Consider the following 19297-nt stretch of genomic DNA (forward strand, 5'->3'; position numbering starts at 1 on the left):
ACCAACTACTTCGATAAAGAGATGATTGCCCCGCGTTTTTCGGAGCAGGTCGGCTGGACGGCCAGAGAGGTGCGGCTGGCACGCGCTTACGAAGGTTTGTATATCGGGGCCACGGCAACTGCGGACAGTGAAATGCTCACACTGCGCATGCTGCAGTCCTTGTCGGGCTGGCCAGCGGGCGCAAGGCTTGAGGTTCGCCGCAATGGTGTCAATGGTCAGTTGCTCGACAGTATCGGTGCCGCTGATGCTGACAGTTCACGGGTGTTGGTCAAGACAGGTAGCCAGTATCAGGCCTGGTCGCCAGACGGGCAGGCACTTAATGCACCGTCTGCAACCGACAACAATTTGCTGTCCTCCATTTTGTATTCACTCACCCCGGCAGAGCGTGCGGCCATGGATGTCCCGGACGTGGGTGACACGGCAACGCTGGCTAAAAAAATCAGTGATCAGGCGATCAAGGACCGGATAAATGTCCAAGCCCTGTTGGGGTTGGAGCCACCTGCACCGCCGCGAAAACCGCCGATGGACCTGGGCAGGTCGTTCATCGCTTATCCACTGACAATCAGTATGGGGGGCTCGGACCACTCTCTGTATTTGATCCGTGAAGCACAATATCTGTACCCCACATGGAGCTATCACAAGATTGTCGACTATCTGGACGCATTGGGCGGTACTGAATCTTCTCGGCGTGCCCATGTGGCGGTGAGCCGGGCGCAGTTCGAGACCATGCAGGTTGAGCTGGATGGTTGGGCGCAAATCCAGCTGTACCCTAGCGGTACTTCTCATATGGCGATGGCAATGCCGGGCCACAGGCTCCAGGTGTGTGAGCGAATCGTGCAGGCCTGGCGCAGGGAAACCCAGATAGCCCGGGACAATGATGGCAATGTTATTGGGCCCATACTCGACTTTTATGGCCTTGATGTGGGTGACCTGCCAGCACTGACAGGCAACTTGAGTCATATCCGGGTACTGCGAATGGACTGCATGAATTTGCGCAGCGGTTCTGGAGAGTTTCTGAATGGTTTTCCGCATTTACACACGCTGAGCTTGTCTGGTAACCGTCTGCGCGATATTCCTTCAGCGATTGCAGGCATGACTCAGCTGAGGTCACTCGACCTGTCGGGCAATCGCCTTGTACTGACCTCCGACAATGTTCAGCGGCTTGCGTCTTGCTCAATGCTTGAAGTATTGAGCCTGGAAAACAATCCGTTAGGAATTGCACCCGATGTGAGTCAGATGTCCGGCTTGCGCACCTTGAACTTGCAAAACACAGGGATTACTCAGTGGCCCAACGGGTTATGGGCACTGACTCAGGTTCGATGGGCCAACCTTCGCAATAACCTGATTAGCGACATTCCAGATGCCGTTTTCAGCGCCCCTCCGACAACTACGGCCAACAGCGTTACCAGTGTTTCCGGTAACCCGATTTCTGCACAAAGCCGTGACCGGATCATCGCTTACTGGGTCCAGGGCGGCAGTGACTTTGGCTATGGTCCATCGATTGCCCATGCCATTGGTCATGCTCAGGCACAGGCGTCGGTAAACGATGTTGCGCCGTGGCTGCACTTGGGCCTGACCGGTGCGCAAAAGCAGGCCAGGACGCAGCAGTGGGCGTTGTTGCGAGGATCCGGGGGGGCAGCCAAGGATTTTTTTGAAACCCTGGCTTTATTCGCCACCAGTCAAAACTTGATGGTGCCTGCCGTGTGGGAGCAACTGACAAATCGGGTGTGGGTACTCGTTGATCAGATGCTGGCGAACACGCAACTGCGTGATGCGCTGCTGACCCGGGTCTTTCGTGAAGAGCGAAGCTGCGGTGATGGTGCCATGGTGCTGTTTGAGAACATGGAAGTCGAAGTGCTGATTCATGAAGCTCTGAATAATACAGGTCAGGCCCAGCGCGAAGCGGAGCTTTTCAAACTGGCCAAACGGCTATTCCGTTTAAGGCAGGTCGACCAGGTTTCAGATGCCGAAGTACGCAGGCGGGTCGCGGCAGGCGGTAATCCTGATGCCGCTGAAGTCATCCTGTTTTATCGGGTGAAACTGGCAGATGACCTTGATTTACCGACCCGTGCGCGGTCTATGTTGTACGAGTCCACGGCAGGGGTTTCTGATCAACAAGTCACCGAGGCCAGAGACAGTATTCTGGCTATGGATGGTAGCCCGGCGTTTATGCATTCGATCATGTACGAATCGTTTTGGCGCCGTTTTCTGGAAAGCACACACGCAGACCGTTTCGCTGCCATCGAAGCGGATTATCAGCGGGACTACAAACAACTGGCCGAAGAGCCGGGGCTTTCAGATCTGGTGGAGTTGCAAAGAGGAGCAGCGCTTACATCCGACCGGGATCAGAGAGTCAATGTGCTGATCGAGGAGCTGACGCTTAAGGCCTATGAGTCCAGTGAGTAATTGAGCTGCAGTCAGGCGACAGGGGGGCGTGCCCCCCTGATGGCCACTACCGTCAGCAACTGCCCTTCAAGCAGGCAAAATTGTGCGTCCAGCTCACGGCCCTGTTGCCATTCGGGTGACAAGTCGGTGAGCAGGCGCAGGCGCACCAGGCCTTCCGGGGTCCAACTCAGCACTTCAGCGTGCTCAAAGTAGAAGCGCTTTTGCACCAGCGGGTACAACGCCTTGAACAGGCTTTCCTTGACTGAAAACGTCAGCGTGATCAGCAGCGCAATCTGCTCTGCAGGCACGCTGGCCATGCGTGCAAGCTCATCGGGGGTGAGGATTTCCTTGGCCAGGCGCTGGGCACGTTCGGTAGTGAGCAGTTTTTCCAGATCGATGCCCAGCCCCTGCCATTCACTTTTCAGGGCCACCAATGCCCCGGCACGGCCATTGCTGTGGGTGATGGCGCCACTGATATGGGCCGGCCAAATGGGCGCGCGGTCTTCACCCATGCCGGGCGTGGCGCAGGTGCCATCCAGTTGCAACAGGGCTGCGCGGGCGCAAAGACGCCCGGCCAGAAATTCAGCTTGGCGTTTGGCCACTGAGCGTTGAATACTCGCAGGCATCTCAATGGCACTGCGGGCAAAATCGTCGTCTTCAAGCTGTGCAGGGATAAAGTCGGTGCTGAGCCACACACTGGCGGGCAGTATGTGCGGCAACGGCCAGTCAGCGCGCAGCGGCGTGCAGCAGGCAGGCAAGGCGGGGAGTCGGTTCATGGCAGGCATTGTGCGGGGCTTGGTACGGCTGTGCAATTGTTCAGAGTATGTTCAGGGCGCACGACATACTGTGTGCAGTCAGGGACACACGTCCTTCGAGACGCGGATTTTGCTTGGGAGAGCGCGATGAAATTGTTGGTGGTTGAAGATGAGGCGTTGCTGCGCCATCACTTGCAAACCCGACTGAGCGAAAACGGCCATGTGGTCGAGGCCGTTGCCAATGCCGAAGAGGCGTTGTATCAGAGCGAACAGTTCAATCATGACTTGGCCATGATTGATCTGGGCTTGCCGGGAATGAGCGGGCTGGAGCTGATTCGCCAGTTGCGCGCACGGGGCAAGACGTTCCCGATCCTGATTCTGACGGCTCGCGGCAACTGGCAGGACAAGGTCGAAGGGCTGGCTGCCGGCGCCGACGATTATGTGGTCAAGCCGTTTCAGTTCGAAGAGCTGGAAGCACGGCTCAATGCTTTGCTGCGTCGCTCCTGTGGCTTTACCCAGTCGACTATCGTGGCAGGTGCGCTGGTGCTGGACATCAACCGCAAGCAGGCACTGCTCGATGATGAGCCGCTGGCGCTGACGGCCTATGAGTACCGCATTCTGGAGTACCTGATGCGCCATCACCAGCAAGTGGTGGCCAAGGACCGCTTGATGGAACAGTTGTACCCGGATGACGAGGAGCGTGATCCGAATGTGATTGAGGTGCTGGTAGGGCGCCTTCGTCGCAAGCTTGAGGGGGCAAATGGCTTTAAACCGATCGATACCGTGCGTGGCCTGGGGTACCTGTTCACTGAGCGCTGTCGATGATTCGTTCGCTACGCGTTCGATTGATGTTGGCGGCCACGTTGTTGGCCGTGTTGTTTATGCTGGCGCTGTTACCGGCCATGCAGGGGGCGTTCAGTCTGGCCCTCAAGGACGCCATAGAGCAGCGTTTGGCGTCTGATGTCACCACGTTGATTTCGGCTGCCAAGGTCGAAAAAAACCATCTCAAAATGCCCGTCCTGTTACCGGATGAGCAGTTTGACCTGCCGGACAGTCGCGTTCTCGGCTATGTCTATGACCGCGAGGGGCACCTGGTGTGGCGCTCGCGGGCAACGCAAGAAGAAACCATTAACTACAAACCGCGCTATGACGGGCGAGGCAACGAATTTGCGAGCATTCGCGAAGCCAATGGCGAAGAATTTTTTGTCTACGACGCCGAGGTGAAGTTGCTCGGCGGCAAGAGTGCAGCCTTCAGCTTTGTTGCCTTGCAACCGATGCGTGAATACAACCTGACGTTGGCAGGCTTGCGCGAAAACCTTTACCTGGGGTTTGGCGCAGCATTGATTGTGCTGCTGGCATTGCTATGGATTGGTCTGACGTGGGGGTTACGCGCCTTGCGACGTTTGAGTCAGGAACTGGATGAAATTGAAACCGGCGAACGGGAAAGCCTCAGCGAGCAGCACCCTCGGGAGTTGCTGCGTCTGACCGGCTCGTTGAACCGTTTGCTGCAAAGCGAGCGCGAGCAGCGTACGCGTTATCGCGACTCGCTCGATGACCTGGCCCACAGCCTGAAAACTCCCTTGGCGGTGTTGCAGGGTGTGAGCGAAAGCATGGCCCAGCGCCCTGCAGAGCGCGAGCAGGCCTGGGTGCTGCAAAGCCAGATCGAGCGCATGAACCAGCAAATTGGCTATCAGTTGCAGCGTGCCAGTTTGCGCAAAAGCGGCCTGGTCCGCCATCAGGTCGAACTGCTGCCGGTGGTGCGCAGCCTGTGTGACACGCTGGGCAAGGTGTATCGGGATAAAGGGGTGAAGGTCAGTTTCGACATTCCGGAGCTGAGCCATGTACCTATCGAGCAGAACGCCTTGCTGGAGTTGCTGGGTAATCTGCTGGAAAACGCCTACCGGCTGTGTCTGAGCCAGGTGCGGATCAGCCTGCACCGCAATGTTCACGGTATTGAGGTCTGCGTTGAAGACGATGGCCCGGGGGTGCCGCCCGATCAACGCGCGCGGATCCTGCAACGTGGCGAGCGCCTGGACCGTCAACATGCGGGGCAGGGCATCGGGCTGGCAGTAGTCAAGGACATCATAGAAAGCTATGACGCCACCCTGACGCTCGAAGACTCGTCACTGGGCGGAGCGGCCTTCCGGATTCATTTTCCGACCGAGTGAAACCCATGTGGGGGCGAACTTGCTCGCGATGGCATCTTCACGGTCATTCAGACAAACCGGGTAGCCTGCATCGCGAGCAAGCCCGCTCCCACGAGATTTCGGATACAGACAATCAGGCGGATATCCGCCATCTCATTCGCTTCAAGTTGCCCAATGGGCGGAATCCCGCCAAGTCCTTTCCTGGAAAATCAAACCGCAATTTCCTGCAGGGGCAGGTGCTATGGGCCTTTGAGGGGCTTTTGCCCAATGTGGCCCACGGCTTGCAATAAGTGCGAGAGGTCTGCCGGTAGAGCAGCTCCAACAACAAATCCCTCCAAGAAGGAGGGTTCGCGCTTTGGGTATCGCCAGTCTCAGACGGAATGATGATTGAGTGATGCACTTGAGGAACTTTGCAATGACGACTCGTCAGCCACTGTACAAATCCCTGTATGTGCAAGTGATCTTAGCTATCGCTATCGGCATCTTGCTGGGCCATTTCTACCCTGAAACCGGTGTTGCACTTAAACCGCTGGGTGATGGTTTTATCAAACTGATCAAAATGGTCATCGCGCCCATTATTTTCTGTACGGTGGTGAGCGGTATTGCCGGCATGCAAAGCATGAAGTCGGTCGGCAAGACCGGCGGCTATGCGTTGCTCTACTTTGAAGTGGTGTCGACCATTGCCCTGCTGATTGGCCTGATTGTGGTCAACGTGGTTCAGCCTGGCGCGGGCATGCACATTGACGTGTCGACCCTGGACGCCAGCAAAATTGCCGGTTACGTGTCGGCAGGCGCAGACCAGAGCATCGTAGGCTTTATCCTCAACGTGATCCCGTCGACCATTGTTGGCGCCTTCGCCAATGGCGACATCCTGCAAGTGCTGATGTTCTCGGTGATCTTCGGTTTCGCCCTGCATCGCCTGGGTGCCTACGGCAAGCCGGTACTGGACTTCATCGACCGCTTCGCCCACGTGATGTTCAACATCATCAACATGATCATGAAGCTGGCGCCAATCGGTGCGCTGGGTGCGATGGCCTTCACCATCGGCGCTTACGGCGTAGGCTCGCTGGTTCAGCTGGGTCAGTTGATGATTTGCTTCTACATCACCTGCGTGTTGTTCGTGCTGATCGTGCTGGGCGGTATTGCCCGCGCTCACGGTTTCAGCGTTCTGAAGCTGATCCGCTACATCCGTGAAGAGCTGCTGATCGTACTGGGTACGTCCTCGTCGGAATCGGCCCTGCCACGCATGCTGGTGAAAATGGAGCGTCTGGGCGCGCAGAAGTCCGTGGTAGGTCTGGTGATCCCGACCGGCTACTCGTTCAATCTCGACGGCACTTCGATCTACCTGACCATGGCGGCCGTGTTTATCGCTCAAGCGACAGACACTCATATGGACATCACGCACCAGATCACGCTGCTGCTGGTGCTGTTGCTGTCGTCCAAAGGTGCTGCAGGCGTGACCGGTAGTGGCTTTATCGTACTGGCGGCAACCCTGTCGGCTGTAGGTCACTTGCCGGTTGCTGGGCTGGCGCTGATCCTGGGCATCGACCGATTCATGTCCGAAGCCCGTGCCTTGACCAACCTGATCGGTAACGCGGTGGCAACCCTGGTTGTGGCCAAGTGGGTGAAAGAGCTGGACACTGACAAGCTGCAGGCAGAGCTGAACTCTGGCGGTCGCCCGCTGGACGACACGCGTCCGCAAGACGACCTGGGTGTGGCTGAAGGCCCGGCCCCGGTGTTGCTCAAGTAAGCTTGAGTGAATAAAAAACCCATCTTCGGATGGGTTTTTTTATGCCTGCTTATTCGACCCGGGTTTGGCCGCTGAAGACCAGTGTCTGGCGGCAGCGTCTGCACAGGTAACCGCGCCCCTGGTTGACCAGGGCATGGCGCTGGGCCGAGAACGCAAAGTCGCTCTGCGGACAAGGGCAGCGGTAGATGTAGCGCGTGGCGCTGCGTCGCTTGATGGCGTAGGTATGACAGCGATTGGGCGGCAGTTCGTACACCCCGCGCATGATCAATTGCCATTCTTCGCCATGGGGGGCGATGCGGTCGCCAAACAGTTGGTGGGCGATCAGGTGGGCGACTTCGTGGGGGACAGTTTGCTTGAGGAAATCTTCGCTGTTTTCGCGGTACAACTGTGGGTTGAAGCGCAGCAGGTTTTCGTGCAGATGGGCGACACCGGCTTTTTGTCCGCGCAGCTTGAAGCTGACGACGGGGCGTTTAAAGGAGCGTTTGAAAAATACTTCGGCCTGTTGGAAACAGTCTTCGACGCGGGTATTGAGTGACTCGGGCATGCGGTTCGGTTCTCCAGAGCAGGCGATTATGCCGCAAGCGGTGGGGGTACCGAAGTATCGAGGTGCCGAGCGGTCATGCGGCAAACGGTGTAGTCGCTGCCGCAGGCTGCGATGGGTTGCGTAGCGACCCGTTCTTAAAGGTCCTGCGGCCCTTATCGCAGCCTGCGTGCGCCATCTAGTTGGTGTAGACCGGCCCTACGCCCAGCCCCCAGACAATCACGGTAAACGCCATGATCGCCACCAGTACCACCAGGCCGACCGCCAGTACCGAACTTGAAAACAGAAAGCCTTCGTCAGGGTCAATGTTCATGAAGGTCGGCAGGCCCACGTAGAGTAAATACACGGTGTAGCAAATGGCTGCTGTGCCCACCATCATGCCCAGCCACATGTGCGGATAAAGCGCCGCCAGCCCGCCGATAAACAACGGTGTCGCCGTGTAGGTGGCAAAGGCCACGCAGCGCGGCAGGCTGGGTTGTGCATCGTAAGTGCGGGCCATCCAGTGAACAAACGCGCCCATCACACCCACGCCCGCAAGCATTGCGACGTAGGACATCAGGGTCATCCACAACGCGCTGTCCAGGGTCAGCATCACCGGCGCTCGAGCACCAATAACCCAGCCCACCTGGGTGGTACCAATAAATGCGGAAATGGCCGGGATCGCAGCCAGAATCAATGTATGAGTGAGGTACATATGGCCGATGCTTTCTTCTGCATCGCCACGGATTTCGCGCCACTCTTTATCGGGGTGGGTGAAAAGGCCCACAACGTGATGGATCATGGCTTTCGCTCCTGTATGAGACGCATCGCCCCCAGCGGGACGCGTGCCGGTCGCGCAGCCAATACGTATCAAAGCGGTGGGAGTGCGGCCTTAAGCACCAGTATAGGGAACCTGTCGTCCCACAGAACCGGCCCTTTAGAGCATATTGTGCTGTCAGACTCAGGCTTATCGCATTGGAGTCTTTAGGCGGGCAAAGGGGTTCGTCGGCCGGGTTTTTTTGGGTAAAATCCCCGGTTTTGGTCTCGACTCGCGGAATCGAAGCGCTATGAGCACTCTTTCGGTCTTTCAAAACAAACTCCAGAAACGTCTGCGTCGATTGACCGGTGAGGCTGTAGCCGACTTCAACATGATTGAGCACGGTGACAAGGTGATGGTCTGTCTCTCTGGGGGCAAAGACAGTTACACGCTGCTCGATGTGCTGCTGCACCTGCAAAAAGTCGCGCCCATCCAGTTCCAGATCGTGGCCGTGAACATGGACCAAAAGCAGCCCGGTTTCCCCGAAGACGTGCTTCCGGCCTATCTCAAGTCCCTGGGCGTGGAGTACCACATTGTTGAAAAAGACACGTACTCGCTGGTCAAGGAACTGATCCCCGAAGGCAAGACCACCTGTTCGCTGTGCTCGCGCTTGCGCCGTGGCACTCTGTACACCTTTGCCGATCAAATCGGTGCGACCAAGATGGCCTTGGGGCATCATCGTGATGACATCGTTGAAACCTTTTTCCTGAACATGTTCTTCAACGGCACCCTGAAGGCGATGCCGCCCAAGCTGCGCTCCGATGACGGGCGTAACGTGGTGATCCGGCCCCTGGCGTACTGCAACGAGAAGGACATCCAGGCCTACTCCGACTGGCAGAAGTTCCCGATCATTCCTTGTAACCTGTGCGGTTCCCAGGAAAACCTTCAACGCCAGGTCGTCAAGGACATGCTCCAGGAGTGGGACCGCAAGACGCCGGGGCGCACCGAGAGTATCTTTCGCAGCTTGCAGAACGTGAACCTGTCGCAGTTGGCAGATCGCAATCTCTTTGATTTCGCGAGTCTGAAGATCGACGACACGGCCGCGTCGCGATTCGTTAACCTGCTAAACCTGTAATTTGCCGAGGAGAGGGCATGCGCGACTACAAATGGCTGCACGAATATTGTTTGAACCGTTTTGGTTCGTCAGCCGCACTGGAAGCCCAATTGCCCGTTCCGAGAACCCCGGAACAATTGCGCCAGATCAGCGATGATCGCTACCTGTCGACCCTGGCCCTGCGGGTTTTTCGTGCCGGGCTCAAGCACAGTGTGGTGGATGCCAAGTGGCCGGTGTTTGAAGAAGTGTTCTTTGGTTTTGACCCGGAAAAAGTGGTGCTGATGGGCGCCGAACATCTGGAGCGGTTGATGCAGGATGCGCGGATCATTCGCCATCTGGGCAAGCTTAAAAGTGTGCCGCGCAATGCGCAGATGGTGCTCGATATCGCACACGAACACGGCAGTTTTGGCGCGTTTATCGCCCAGTGGCCAGTGACCGATATCGTCGGGTTGTGGAAATACCTGGCCAAGCATGGGCATCAGTTGGGCGGTTTGTCGGCTCCACGCTTCTTGCGCATGGTTGGCAAGGACACCTTTGTGCCCAGCTATGACGTGGTGGCTGCGCTGAACGCGCAAAAGCTGGTGGACAAGGCGCCTACCAGCCTGCGGGACCTGGCGATTGTGCAAAATGCATTCAACCAGTGGCATGCCGAAAGTGGCAGGCCGATGTGCCAGCTGTCACAGATGCTGGCGTTTACGGTGAATCATTAAGCAGGTTTTGCGAACGGCATAAAACCTGTGGGAGCGAGGCTTGCTCGCTCCCACGCGCTCTTACGCGCCTTCACCACTCAGTCGCCGGTCCAGTTGGTACCGCCAGCGCACAAACAGCATCGCGCTGATGAACACGGCCACACTGGCGGCAATTTCCAGCAGGCCGAACACCTGGCGATTCGGATCGAACGCCGCCAACGCCCCCTTGATCAGGTACAGGTTGACCACGTAGCAGGTGAACGAATGCCCGCGCGGGCTGCCTTTGAGCATGCCCGGTACCAGAAACATCAGTGGCACCAGCTCGATCAGCAGAATCACCCAGGGACGCGCGCCATGCAGGTCAGCGAAGATCAGGTAGTAAGCGCTCAACAGGCCGATCAGGCCAAAGAAACACACCAGGCTCAATACGCGCATCAGCCGCACTCGCGGCTCCAGCCACTCGACGGGCGGCAGCACTTTTGGCTTTTTAGCCACGGGTGGTCTCCAGTTTCAAGGCGATAGTGGCCAAGCGCTGACCCAGGGCACGGCACAGGGTGATTTCGTGTTCATCCAGCCCGCGCTTGCCGTCGGCGCCCGCATGGTGACTCGGGCCATAGGGCGTGCCGCCAGCCGTGGTGTGCAGCAAGGACGACTCGCTGTAGGGCAGGCCGGTGACCAGCATGCCGTGGTGCATCAGCGGCAGGAGCATCGACAGCAGGGTGCTTTCCTGGCCACCGTGCAGGCTGGCGGTGGAGGTGAACACGCCCGCCGGCTTGCCGACCAGTGCGCCGGTCAGCCACAGGTTGCTGGTGCCATCCAGAAAGTATTTCAGCGGTGCAGCCATGTTGCCGAAACGGGTCGGGCTGCCCAGGGCCAGTCCCGAGCAGTTTTTCAGGTCGTCGAGGCTGGCGTACAGGGCGCCTTCTTCCGGAATCCCCGGTGCCACGGCTTCACACTCTGTGGAGATGGCAGGTACGGTGCGCAAGCGCGCCTCAAAGCCGCCTTGTTCGATACCTCGGGCGATTTGCCGGGCCATTTCGCCGGTCGAACCATTGCGGCTGTAATACAGAACCAGAATATAAGGCGCGCTCACGGCAGGATCTCCAGGACTTTTTCAGGAGGGCGGCCAATGACGGCCTTGTCGCCCACGACCAGGACCGGCCGCTCGATCAGCTTGGGATGGGCAGCCATCGCGTCGATCAACTGTGCCTCGCTGAGGCTGGCATCTGCCAGGTTGAGGGCCTTGTACTCGTCTTCGCCGCTGCGCAACAGTTGGCGTGCGCCGATGTTCAGTTTGGCCAGCAGGTCGCGAAGTTGGGAGGCGTCCAGTGGCGTGTCGAGGTAGCGCACCACGGTGGGCGTCAGGCCTCGGGCTTCGAGGAGTTCGAGCGCACCGCGGGATTTCGAGCAGCGCGGGTTGTGATAAAGCGTCAGATCGGTCATGTGCGGGTCGCATCTTGCGTAAGGTGGCGGCTATTCTACCCGCCTGACGGGCGCGCCTGAACCGTATGCGGTAAATGGCCGCTCGCTGATGGCTTTTAGTATGTATTTAGCGAGAAGGATCAACACATGTTAAAGCGACTCATGGCAGTAGCTGCCGTCACGGCCACGTTATTGTTGGCCGGCTGCGGAAATGATTATGGGGTCGATCAGCACGGACAGAAGATCGCGTCGGAGCGTCTGGACAAACAATGGAAGGTCATCAACTACTGGGCTGAATGGTGCGGACCCTGCCGGATCGAGATTCCTGAGCTCAACACCCTGGAAAAACAGCTGCAGGGGCAATCCGTGGGGGTGTTCGGGGTCAACTTCGATGGTTTGCAGGGCAAGGAGCTGAGCGAAGCGAGTACCGCGCTGGGTATTACGTTTACCGTGCTGGCTCAGGATCCGGCAGAAGTGTTCGATCTGCCCCGCAGCGAGGCATTGCCGGTGACGTACATCATCGATGACAAGGGCAAGGTGCGTGCGACATTGATGGGCGAGCAGACGGCGGCCGGCGTGCTGGCCAAGATCAAGGAACTCAAGGGGGCTTGAGTCAAGGCCGTCGCGAGCAAGCCCGCTCCCACAGGCAGGGTACAAATGCTGTGGGAGCGGGCTTGCTCGCGATTCAGGCGCCGCAGCTTTTCAGCCTTCTTCAGGCCACAACCGCAACGGTTTGCCTTCAGCTGGCCAGAACCGCACCTGTTCAATCGGCGAGATGTCCCAGCTCTGTACGGTTTGCAGGGCCTCGAAGAATCGCTGCTCCTGCTCCATCAGTGCCGGGGCACAGGCTTTGCGGGTGCTGCCCACGCCACCAAAGGTCAGCGTGTTGCCGTCCAGGGTGTAAGGCGCGAACCAATGATTGCAACCGCCACTGCCATAGGCCCGGCCAGCATCGTCCAGGGTTACGGTCAGGTGGCTGTTGTCGATCAACGGTCGTTCGCCGATCCACTCCAGTACGTAGGTGTGGTTCTGCTGCAACTTGACCGGATCACCTGCGCAGCCGACCAGGCTTGCGCCCAGCAATGCCAGCAGGGCCAGGTGTTTCATGGCGCAGCCTTTTGGCATTGCGGGCACACGTGCTTGCTGCCTTCAGTGCTCCAGCCCAGCTCGGCAATACGCGCCGAGGCAGCAGGTTTTTGCGCCTTGGTGCCGAGTTTGGCGTCGACCGCGAACTCGAACTTCAACTCTTTGGCGCACGTGTCGCAGTTGACCTGCCATTCATGAATCGCCAATTCGCCGAAAACCGGCCCTTTGGTGACGGCAACCCACTGGCCGCGGGGGTTGATCAGATGACGGACCTTGTCGACGGACAGGCGCATGGACAGGCTCTTGCTGCCCTTGAGGGACACAATCAGCACGTCGCCGGCTTGAATCGAGCCACCGTTACCGGTGACTTGATACAGGCCTGGCGCCAGGGCGCGGCATTCAATCAGGGTGTGCTGCGGGTTAAGCAGGCTGTAGCGAAAATCGTGTTCGACCATGGGTCCTCCAAATAAGTCGCTATGCTAGCACGCAGGCATCAAAGCCCAAGATCAACCTTCAATCAGGTTGTGCGGCGCACCGTTTTTCCAGGCCGCGATATTGCTCAATGTCGTGGACGCGATCGCACTCAGGGCTTCACGGGTCAAAAACGCCTGGTGGGCGGTGATGATCACATTGGGAAAGGTCAGCAGCCGCGCCAGCACGTCATCCTGAAGGGGCAGGTCGGAGCGGTCTTCGAAGAACAGCTGGGCCTCTTCTTCATAGACATCCAGCCCTAAATAGCCCAATTGGCCATTTTTCAGCGCTTCGATCAGTGCCGGAGTATCGACCAGTGCGCCGCGCCCGGTGTTGATCAGCATGGCGCCGTGTTTGAGGGTCGCCAGGCTGGCGCTGTTGATCAGGTGCTTGTTGTCCGAGGTCAGCGGGCAGTGCAGGGAGATGATGTGCGAGCCGGCCAGCAGCTCGGGGAGGCTTACATACTGCGCGCCCAGGGCCAGCAGCTCGGCGTTTGGGTACGGGTCGAAGCACAGCAGCTTGCAGCCGAAACCGGCCATTATTTTGCCGAACGTGGCGCCGATCTGACCGGTGCCCACCACACCGACGGTTTTTCCTACCAGATCAAAACCGGTCAGCCCGTGCAGGGTGAAGTCGCCTTCGCGGGTGCGGTTGTAGGCGCGGTGCAAACGCCGGTTGAGCGCCAGAATCAAGGCCACGGCATGTTCGGCGACGGCATGGGGGGAGTACGCAGGCACGCGCACCACACTCAAGCCAAGGCGTTTGGCGGCTGGCAGGTCCACATGGTTGTAACCGGCCGAACGCAGGGCAATAAGCCGCGTGCGGCCGGCGGCCAGTTGCTCCAGGACCGGAGCGCTCAGGTCGTCATTGATAAACGGGCAGACCACTTCGTAGTCATGGGCCAGCGCTGCAGTGTCCAGGGTCAGGCGCGCTGGCTGGAAGTGCAGCTCGTTGCCGTCAGGTTGTTCGGCTGCGGTGAAACTGTCGCGGTCGTAGGTCTGGCTGCTGAAAAGAATCGTGCGCATGGGTCTTCCTTGGCTGTAACCACACATCGGCTTTTGTGGGAGCGAGCAAGCCCGCTCCCAGTTATCTATGCAGCACTGCGTGCTTCTTTGGCCAGGCGGATGATGGCCCGGTCCAGTTCGTCGAGAGCTGCGTCGGCGTTGGGGCTTGTTTGCTTGAGCAGGGTTTCGCTGCGCTGGCAGGCGGCGCGCAATTGCGGAACGCCGCAGTAACGCGTGGCCCCGTGCAAACGGTGGACCCGTTCGATCAACCCGTTGTTGTCCTTGGCGTTGCGCGCCTGCTGGATGGCTTCGCGATCAGACTCCAGCGAGGCCAGCAGCATGGCCAGCATGTCGACGGCCAGGTCAGCCTTGCCCGCCGCCAGACGCAGGCCTTCCTCATGGTCGAGTACGGGTAATTGTGCGTTTTGCCGAATGGGTTCGTGGTGGTTGTCACTGATTTGATTGCGCAAGGCCAGCCCCGTCCACTTCAACACCACCTGCGCCAATTGACGCTCGCTGATCGGCTTGGTGAGGTAGTCGTCCATCCCGCTCTGTAGCAGGGCGCGTTTTTCGTTGGCCATTGCGTGGGCTGTGAGCGCCACAATCGGCAGCGCAGTGCAGTGGCGCTCGCTTTCCCACTGGCGCAGCACTTCGGTGGTTTCGCGCCCGTCCATGCCGGGCATCTGTACATCCATCAGCACCAGATCAAAGTCTTCGGTCTTGACCGCTTCAATGGCGGCATAGCCGCTGTCCACGGCTGTCACTTTGGCGCCCATGCCCTCCAGCAGGGTTTGCACCAGCAGCAGATTGGCCGGGTTGTCATCGACACACAGCAGTCGCGGTGCGCGGCTGGCCAGCGGCTCTCCGGGTTCGGCACGGGTTTGCCGCGGGCTGATCAGGTCAGCCAGGGCCCGGCGCAATTTACGGGTACAGGCAGGTTTGGCCTGCAACTGGCCGTGGGGGTTGGCCACCACGGTATTGAACAGCCCCTGCTCGGTGGTCGGGCACAGTACCAAGACCTTGCAGCCCATGTGCTCAAGGTCCCAGATGTGCTGGTTGAGGCGCTCGGGTGGCGTGTCGTTGGCCGTGACCCCGAGGACTGCCAGATCTATGGCCTGAGAGGTCTGATGGGCGCCGGTCACGCAGTTGGTGAGATTCTCAAGGGTGGTACACGGCGTGACATCCAGCCCGCAGTCTTCCAGCTGATGGTGCAGGGCCTGGCGGGCCAGGTCGTGTTTTTCCAGAATCGCTACGCGACGGCCCAGCAAAGGGGCGCAGGGCAGGTCCTCGACGTCATCGCGGGCTTTGGGCAGTTTGACACTGATCCAGAACACCGAGCCTTCGCCGGGGGTGCTTTCTACACCGATTTCGCCACCCATCTGTTCCACCAGCCGTTTGGAAATCACCAGCCCCAGTCCGGTGCCCCCGGGTTGGCGTGACAATGAGTTGTCCGCCTGGCTGAAGGCCTGGAACAGGGCCCGGATATCCTGGGACGTCAGGCCGATGCCGGTGTCCTGCACGCTGATGCGCAGTTGTACGCTGCCATCGGTTTCGTTTTCGTCCTGGTCTTCCAGCATGGCGCGCACGGCAATGGTGCCTTCGCGGGTGAACTTGATGGCGTTGTTGACCAGGTTGGTGAGGATTTGCTTGAGTCGCAGTGGGTCTCCAACCAGTGACAGCGGTGTATCGCGGTACACCAGGCTGACCAGCTCCAGCCCTTTGTCATGGGCCGAAGGCCCGAGGATGGTCAGGGTGTCTTGCAACAGATCGCGCAGATTGAACGGGATATTGTCGAGCACCAGCTTGCCGGCCTCGATTTTCGAAAAGTCGAGAATCTCGTTGATGATTCCGAGCAGGTTGTCGGCCGATTTTTCGATGGTGTTCAGGTAGTCGAACTGGCGTGGGGTCAGCTCGCTTTTCTGAAGCAAGTGGGTAAAGCCGAGAATGCCATTGAGCGGGGTGCGGATTTCGTGGCTCATGTTGGCCAGAAACTCTGACTTTATCCGGCTGGCTTCCAGGGCTTCCTTGCGGGCCAGGTCGAGTTCCAGGTTCTGGATCTCAATGGTTTCGAGGTTTTGGCGCACATCTTCAGTGGCTTGATCGACGCTGTGTTGCAGCTCTTCCTGGGCATTGTGCAGGGTTTCGGCCATGCGATTGATGCCCGAGGCCAGTTCGTCCAGCTCTTGGCTGCCCAGTGGCGGCAATCGGGTTTCCAGATGCCCGTCCTTGAGTTGCGCCACGGCCTGTTTGATTTGGCCCAGAGGGGCATTGATCGTACGGCTCATGCGCAGCGCCAGCAGGGTGGTCAGCACCAGGCCGGTAACAATCAGCAGCAAGCTGGCAAACAGGTTGCGGTAGCTGCGCAGCAGCATGCCGTTGTGGGAGAGCTCAAGCTCGACCCAGCCCAGCAGGCGGTGGGCCTCGTTGGGAATCACATCACCGGCCAGATTGCGATGGCGGCCAAACACCGGTAGTAAATAACGGGTGGCATCGTTGTCAGTTCGTTGTTGCAGCTGGGTGCTGCTGCCCAGGGGGGCCTGGTTGAGCATGATCGGCCCGGCGTGGGCGAGGGGTTCGTGGTTGGCGTTGAGGAACGCTACGGCCCGCACATCCTGTTGCTCAAGGGATTCGGTGGCGATCCGCGCCAGAAGCGCGGTGTCATGGCGGCCCATTGCGGGGGCCACCAGCGGGGCGAGTTGTTCGGCGATCATTTCTCCGCGCTGCAATAGCTGCGATTGCAGCTCGGACTGTTGCAGCCAGGTGAAGTAGCCACCCAGTACGGTTGCCATCAAGCTGACGGGCAACAGCGTAAGCAGCAATACGCGGCCTTTGATACCGAGGTTTTTAAGCACGCAACTCTCCAGCCCTGCATTTTTAAGAGTGACCCGTGCATCCCGCCCAGGCCAGAACGCAGTGTAGCCACATGGTGACCGGCAAATCTTTGAAAATTTGCCATCAATTTCCGATTATCGGCGCCGCTAAAGCCCATGCCGGTTGCCCGTAGTGGCTCAATCTTGAATAATCAATGATTGAGAATTACTTGCAGACGCTAATGAATCCCGTAGCTGTTAGCCCTTCACGCCTTCTGACCATTGAAGATGACCCCGTCCTGGGTGCCTACCTGCACGAGCAGTTAGTGCGCTGCGGGTTTGACGTTATCTGGTGTCAGAACGGTCAGGAGGGTTTGGCCCGTGCCCGGCAAGAGCACTTTGATGTTGTCTTGATGGATATCCTGTTGCCCGGCATGAATGGTTTGCAGGTGCTCACGCAATTGCGCCAGACCCACGCCTTGCCGGTGATCCTGATGTCCGCGCTGGGCGCCGAGGCTGACCGAATCAGCGGGTTCCAGCTGGGGGCCGATGATTACTTGCCCAAGCCATTCAGCATGGCCGAGCTGCGGGTGCGGATCCAGGCCATCCTGCGCCGCGTGGCTCTGGACCGCATGCCGGATGCCCGCCTGGCGCAGGACCCCGCACCTGCCGAGAGCGGATTGCTGTTCGACGAAGACACGTGTGACGTGCGTCATGGCGAACAATGGGCGGGGTTGACCCGCAGCGAGTTCCGTTTGCTCGATACCCTGCAGCGCAATGCCGACGAGGTTTTGAGCAAGGCCTTTCTTTATCAGCAGGTGCTGCAACGGGGCTATGCGGCCCATGACAGAAGCCTGGACATGCATATCAGCCAGATCCGGCGAAAACTCAAAACGGTCGGCTACCACCAGCGCGAAGTGCGCACGGTGTGGGGCAAGGGTTATGTCTTGAGCGCCAGCGATGCCCTGTAAAGTGCCCGGCAAGAACTCTGTCTTCTGGAAACTGGCCTGTTTGCTGGTGGTGTTCTGTTTACTGATGATCTGGCTCAGTTGGTCCTGGGGCCGCTACATGGACAAACGCACCGGATTTCTCTCCGAGCAGGCCCACGGTACGCTGGTGCGCTACGCCGGTGAGGCCGAGCGCGCCTGGGAGACCGGGCAGCAAACAGCTGTCGACCAATGGCTGCAAGCAATGGGCAGCAGGGAGCCCGGCTGGGTCGGGGTGATCGGGCAGGACTTACAATCACTGAGCAGCTATCCGCTGAACGATCGCGAGACTGAGCGCCTGACCTTTCTGCGTGGCCTGGACTGGCCCATTAGCCATATCAAGACGGCGCGACCGTGGATCAAGGTGCCATTTCCCAAGGATCCTGCTGCGGGCAGCCTGGTGATCGAACTGCCGCAACGTTTTATGCCGGGGCGCTCGCAGGTGATCTGGCGCATTGTCACCAATGGCGTAATCCCGGGTTTGCTGACCTTGCTGTTGTGCGTGGGCCTGTACCGCGTGCTGATCGTGCCGTTGAATCATTTGCGCGAGCAGGCCAACGCCTGGCGTGCCGATCAACTGGGTGCCCGGCTGTCGAGACAGACTACCGGCCGTCAGGACGAACTGGGTGAACTGGCCCGGGCCTTCGACCAAATGTCCGAGCGCCTGCAAAGCACGGTCTTGCAACAACAGCAATTGCTCCGTGACTTGTCCCATGAACTGCGCACTCCCTTGAGCCGCCTGCGGGTGGCGTGCGACAGCGAGCAGGGGGTCGAGGCCTTGCGCGAACGCTTGAGCCGGGAAGTGGATGGCATGCAGCGGCTGGTCGAGGACACCCTGCAGCTGGCCTGGCTGGATGCCGAGCGCGGGCCGTTGCCGGTGGAAGACATCCAGGTACAAGCGTTGTGGGAGATGCTCACCGAAAACGCCCGCTTTGAAAGCGGCTGGCCGCAATCACGGTTGCCTTGCCTGGTGGATGGGCATTGCTGGGTGCGCGGGCATCTCAATAGCCTGGCCCAGGCGCTGGAGAACATTCTGCGTAATGCCATTCGCCACTCGCCGCCCGATGGCGTTGTCAGCCTGAGCGGGCACCGTGAAGGCGACGAATGGCATCTATGGCTCGACGACCAGGGTGGGGGTGTGGCGCCTGAAGAGCTTGAACGGATTTTCGCGCCTTTTACCCGGCTGGACGGTTCAAGGCCTGGCGACGGGGGCTTCGGTCTGGGTCTGAGCATTGCGCGCAATGCCCTGCGGTTACAGGGCGGCAGCTTGTGGGCCGAGAACCATGGGGGTGGATTGCGGGTGCATATCCGCTTACCAGCCAAATAGACTGCTCGTCAGCTGCTACGGGTTCGAGTGTGCCTCAAACCCTGGCTTATAGCCTTTAGCCATAAGCACCGCAC

At 59.1% G+C, this 19297-nt stretch carries 19 protein-coding genes; 9 read left to right on the top strand and 10 right to left on the bottom strand.

Going from position 1 to position 19297, the window contains the following annotated elements; genetic code table 11:
* Nucleotides 1-21: 21 nt before the first annotated feature.
* Nucleotides 22-2406: an NEL-type E3 ubiquitin ligase domain-containing protein gene (locus V6P94_RS09025; RefSeq protein ID WP_338649260.1), complete on the top strand. Its 2385-nt coding sequence runs from the start codon at nt 22-24 to the stop codon at nt 2404-2406.
* 11 nt (nt 2407-2417) lie between these two features.
* On the opposite strand, the gene V6P94_RS09030 is transcribed toward V6P94_RS09025, so the two are convergent.
* Complete coding sequence (locus tag V6P94_RS09030; RefSeq protein ID WP_326398343.1) at nt 2418-3161, bottom strand: 4'-phosphopantetheinyl transferase superfamily protein; 744 nt, start codon at nt 3159-3161, stop codon at nt 2418-2420.
* Between the two features lie 126 nt (nt 3162-3287).
* Between V6P94_RS09030 and V6P94_RS09035 the strand changes: the two genes are divergently transcribed.
* From V6P94_RS09035 to V6P94_RS09045, 3 genes are all read left to right on the top strand, one after another.
* On the top strand, nt 3288-3965 hold the full coding sequence (locus V6P94_RS09035; RefSeq protein ID WP_019827760.1) for a response regulator: 678 nt from the start codon (nt 3288-3290) through the stop codon (nt 3963-3965).
* Nucleotides 3962-5308 carry an ATP-binding protein gene (locus tag V6P94_RS09040; RefSeq protein ID WP_133075768.1) on the top strand — a complete coding sequence of 449 codons (1347 nt, stop codon included), beginning with the start codon at nt 3962-3964 and terminating at the stop codon, nt 5306-5308. The genes V6P94_RS09035 and V6P94_RS09040 overlap by 4 nt, the downstream gene beginning before the upstream one ends.
* Before the next feature lie 394 nt (nt 5309-5702).
* Nucleotides 5703-7037: a dicarboxylate/amino acid:cation symporter gene (locus V6P94_RS09045; RefSeq protein WP_019827758.1), complete on the top strand. Its 1335-nt coding sequence runs from the start codon at nt 5703-5705 to the stop codon at nt 7035-7037.
* Between the two features lie 49 nt (nt 7038-7086).
* Here the strand turns inward: V6P94_RS09045 and V6P94_RS09050 are convergent, their stop codons facing one another.
* On the bottom strand, nt 7087-7581 hold the full coding sequence (locus tag V6P94_RS09050; RefSeq protein WP_133075767.1) for a SprT family zinc-dependent metalloprotease: 495 nt from the start codon (nt 7579-7581) through the stop codon (nt 7087-7089).
* Nucleotides 7582-7756: 175 nt separating this feature from the next.
* Nucleotides 7757-8359 (bottom strand): Yip1 family protein, encoded by a 603-nt coding sequence (locus tag V6P94_RS09055; protein WP_019827754.1) that lies wholly within the window; start codon nt 8357-8359, stop codon nt 7757-7759.
* 265 nt (nt 8360-8624) lie between these two features.
* Here V6P94_RS09055 and ttcA point away from each other — a divergent pair, with 265 nt between their 5' ends.
* The gene (gene ttcA, locus V6P94_RS09060; protein ID WP_133075766.1) at nt 8625-9449 is read left to right on the top strand and encodes a tRNA 2-thiocytidine(32) synthetase TtcA; all 825 of its coding nucleotides are present in this window, start codon (nt 8625-8627) and stop codon (nt 9447-9449) included.
* Nucleotides 9450-9466: 17 nt separating this feature from the next.
* Nucleotides 9467-10138 (top strand): DNA-3-methyladenine glycosylase I, encoded by a 672-nt coding sequence (locus tag V6P94_RS09065; RefSeq protein WP_219260742.1) that lies wholly within the window; start codon nt 9467-9469, stop codon nt 10136-10138.
* Nucleotides 10139-10198: 60 nt separating this feature from the next.
* Here the strand turns inward: V6P94_RS09065 and V6P94_RS09070 are convergent, their stop codons facing one another.
* Genes V6P94_RS09070 through arsC form a run of 3 tightly spaced genes read right to left on the bottom strand, consistent with a single transcriptional unit; the run spans nt 10199 to nt 11560 of the window.
* On the bottom strand, nt 10199-10612 hold the full coding sequence (locus V6P94_RS09070) for a DUF2069 domain-containing protein (RefSeq protein ID WP_133075764.1): 414 nt from the start codon (nt 10610-10612) through the stop codon (nt 10199-10201).
* The gene (wrbA, locus tag V6P94_RS09075; RefSeq protein ID WP_133075763.1) at nt 10605-11210 is read right to left on the bottom strand and encodes an NAD(P)H:quinone oxidoreductase; all 606 of its coding nucleotides are present in this window, start codon (nt 11208-11210) and stop codon (nt 10605-10607) included. Before wrbA ends, V6P94_RS09070 begins: the two co-directional genes overlap by 8 nt.
* Entirely contained in the window at nt 11207-11560 is a 354-nt protein-coding gene (arsC, locus tag V6P94_RS09080) for an arsenate reductase (glutaredoxin) (RefSeq protein ID WP_133075762.1), read from the bottom strand. Before arsC ends, wrbA begins: the two co-directional genes overlap by 4 nt.
* A 126-nt stretch (nt 11561-11686) precedes the next feature.
* On the opposite strand from arsC, the gene V6P94_RS09085 reads away from it, so the two are divergent.
* A complete protein-coding gene (locus V6P94_RS09085) occupies nt 11687-12151 on the top strand; it encodes a TlpA disulfide reductase family protein (protein ID WP_133075761.1) in 465 nt (154 codons plus the stop codon).
* A gap of 90 nt (nt 12152-12241) precedes the next feature.
* Here the strand turns inward: V6P94_RS09085 and V6P94_RS09090 are convergent, their stop codons facing one another.
* From V6P94_RS09090 to V6P94_RS09105, 4 genes are all read right to left on the bottom strand, one after another.
* Entirely contained in the window at nt 12242-12646 is a 405-nt protein-coding gene (locus tag V6P94_RS09090) for an META domain-containing protein (protein ID WP_133075760.1), read from the bottom strand.
* Entirely contained in the window at nt 12643-13080 is a 438-nt protein-coding gene (locus tag V6P94_RS09095) for a hypothetical protein (protein ID WP_133075759.1), read from the bottom strand. The genes V6P94_RS09090 and V6P94_RS09095 overlap by 4 nt, the downstream gene beginning before the upstream one ends.
* Nucleotides 13081-13131: 51 nt before the next feature.
* Nucleotides 13132-14121 carry a 2-hydroxyacid dehydrogenase gene (locus V6P94_RS09100; RefSeq protein ID WP_133075758.1) on the bottom strand — a complete coding sequence of 330 codons (990 nt, stop codon included), beginning with the start codon at nt 14119-14121 and terminating at the stop codon, nt 13132-13134.
* Nucleotides 14122-14186: 65 nt separating this feature from the next.
* Nucleotides 14187-16952, bottom strand: a complete 2766-nt coding sequence (locus V6P94_RS09105) for a response regulator (protein WP_133075757.1) — start codon at nt 16950-16952, stop codon at nt 14187-14189.
* A 200-nt stretch (nt 16953-17152) separates the two neighbouring features.
* Here V6P94_RS09105 and V6P94_RS09110 point away from each other — a divergent pair, with 200 nt between their 5' ends.
* Both V6P94_RS09110 and V6P94_RS09115 read left to right on the top strand, forming a co-directional pair.
* A complete protein-coding gene (locus V6P94_RS09110; protein ID WP_133075756.1) occupies nt 17153-17881 on the top strand; it encodes a response regulator transcription factor in 729 nt (242 codons plus the stop codon).
* Nucleotides 17871-19223: a sensor histidine kinase gene (locus tag V6P94_RS09115; RefSeq protein WP_326398340.1), complete on the top strand. Its 1353-nt coding sequence runs from the start codon at nt 17871-17873 to the stop codon at nt 19221-19223. Before V6P94_RS09110 ends, V6P94_RS09115 begins: the two co-directional genes overlap by 11 nt.
* Nucleotides 19224-19297 lie beyond the last annotated feature (74 nt).

Source organism: Pseudomonas sp. ML2-2023-3 (genome assembly GCF_037055275.1).
Classification (GTDB): Bacteria; Pseudomonadota; Gammaproteobacteria; order Pseudomonadales; family Pseudomonadaceae; genus Aquipseudomonas.

Coding starts and splice junctions, on each gene's coding strand:
- V6P94_RS09025 (WP_338649260.1), top strand. CDS start 22: ATGATTGCCCCGCGTTTTTCGGAGCAGGTCGGCTGGACGGCCAGAGAG.
- V6P94_RS09030 (WP_326398343.1), bottom strand. CDS start 3,161: ATGAACCGACTCCCCGCCTTGCCTGCCTGCTGCACGCCGCTGCGCGCT.
- V6P94_RS09035 (WP_019827760.1), top strand. CDS start 3,288: ATGAAATTGTTGGTGGTTGAAGATGAGGCGTTGCTGCGCCATCACTTG.
- V6P94_RS09040 (WP_133075768.1), top strand. CDS start 3,962: ATGATTCGTTCGCTACGCGTTCGATTGATGTTGGCGGCCACGTTGTTG.
- V6P94_RS09045 (WP_019827758.1), top strand. CDS start 5,703: ATGACGACTCGTCAGCCACTGTACAAATCCCTGTATGTGCAAGTGATC.
- V6P94_RS09050 (WP_133075767.1), bottom strand. CDS start 7,581: ATGCCCGAGTCACTCAATACCCGCGTCGAAGACTGTTTCCAACAGGCC.
- V6P94_RS09055 (WP_019827754.1), bottom strand. CDS start 8,359: ATGATCCATCACGTTGTGGGCCTTTTCACCCACCCCGATAAAGAGTGG.
- ttcA (WP_133075766.1), top strand. CDS start 8,625: ATGAGCACTCTTTCGGTCTTTCAAAACAAACTCCAGAAACGTCTGCGT.
- V6P94_RS09065 (WP_219260742.1), top strand. CDS start 9,467: ATGCGCGACTACAAATGGCTGCACGAATATTGTTTGAACCGTTTTGGT.
- arsC (WP_133075762.1), bottom strand. CDS start 11,560: ATGACCGATCTGACGCTTTATCACAACCCGCGCTGCTCGAAATCCCGC.
- V6P94_RS09085 (WP_133075761.1), top strand. CDS start 11,687: ATGTTAAAGCGACTCATGGCAGTAGCTGCCGTCACGGCCACGTTATTG.
- V6P94_RS09090 (WP_133075760.1), bottom strand. CDS start 12,646: ATGAAACACCTGGCCCTGCTGGCATTGCTGGGCGCAAGCCTGGTCGGC.
- V6P94_RS09095 (WP_133075759.1), bottom strand. CDS start 13,080: ATGGTCGAACACGATTTTCGCTACAGCCTGCTTAACCCGCAGCACACC.
- V6P94_RS09100 (WP_133075758.1), bottom strand. CDS start 14,121: ATGCGCACGATTCTTTTCAGCAGCCAGACCTACGACCGCGACAGTTTC.
- V6P94_RS09110 (WP_133075756.1), top strand. CDS start 17,153: ATGAATCCCGTAGCTGTTAGCCCTTCACGCCTTCTGACCATTGAAGAT.
- V6P94_RS09115 (WP_326398340.1), top strand. CDS start 17,871: ATGCCCTGTAAAGTGCCCGGCAAGAACTCTGTCTTCTGGAAACTGGCC.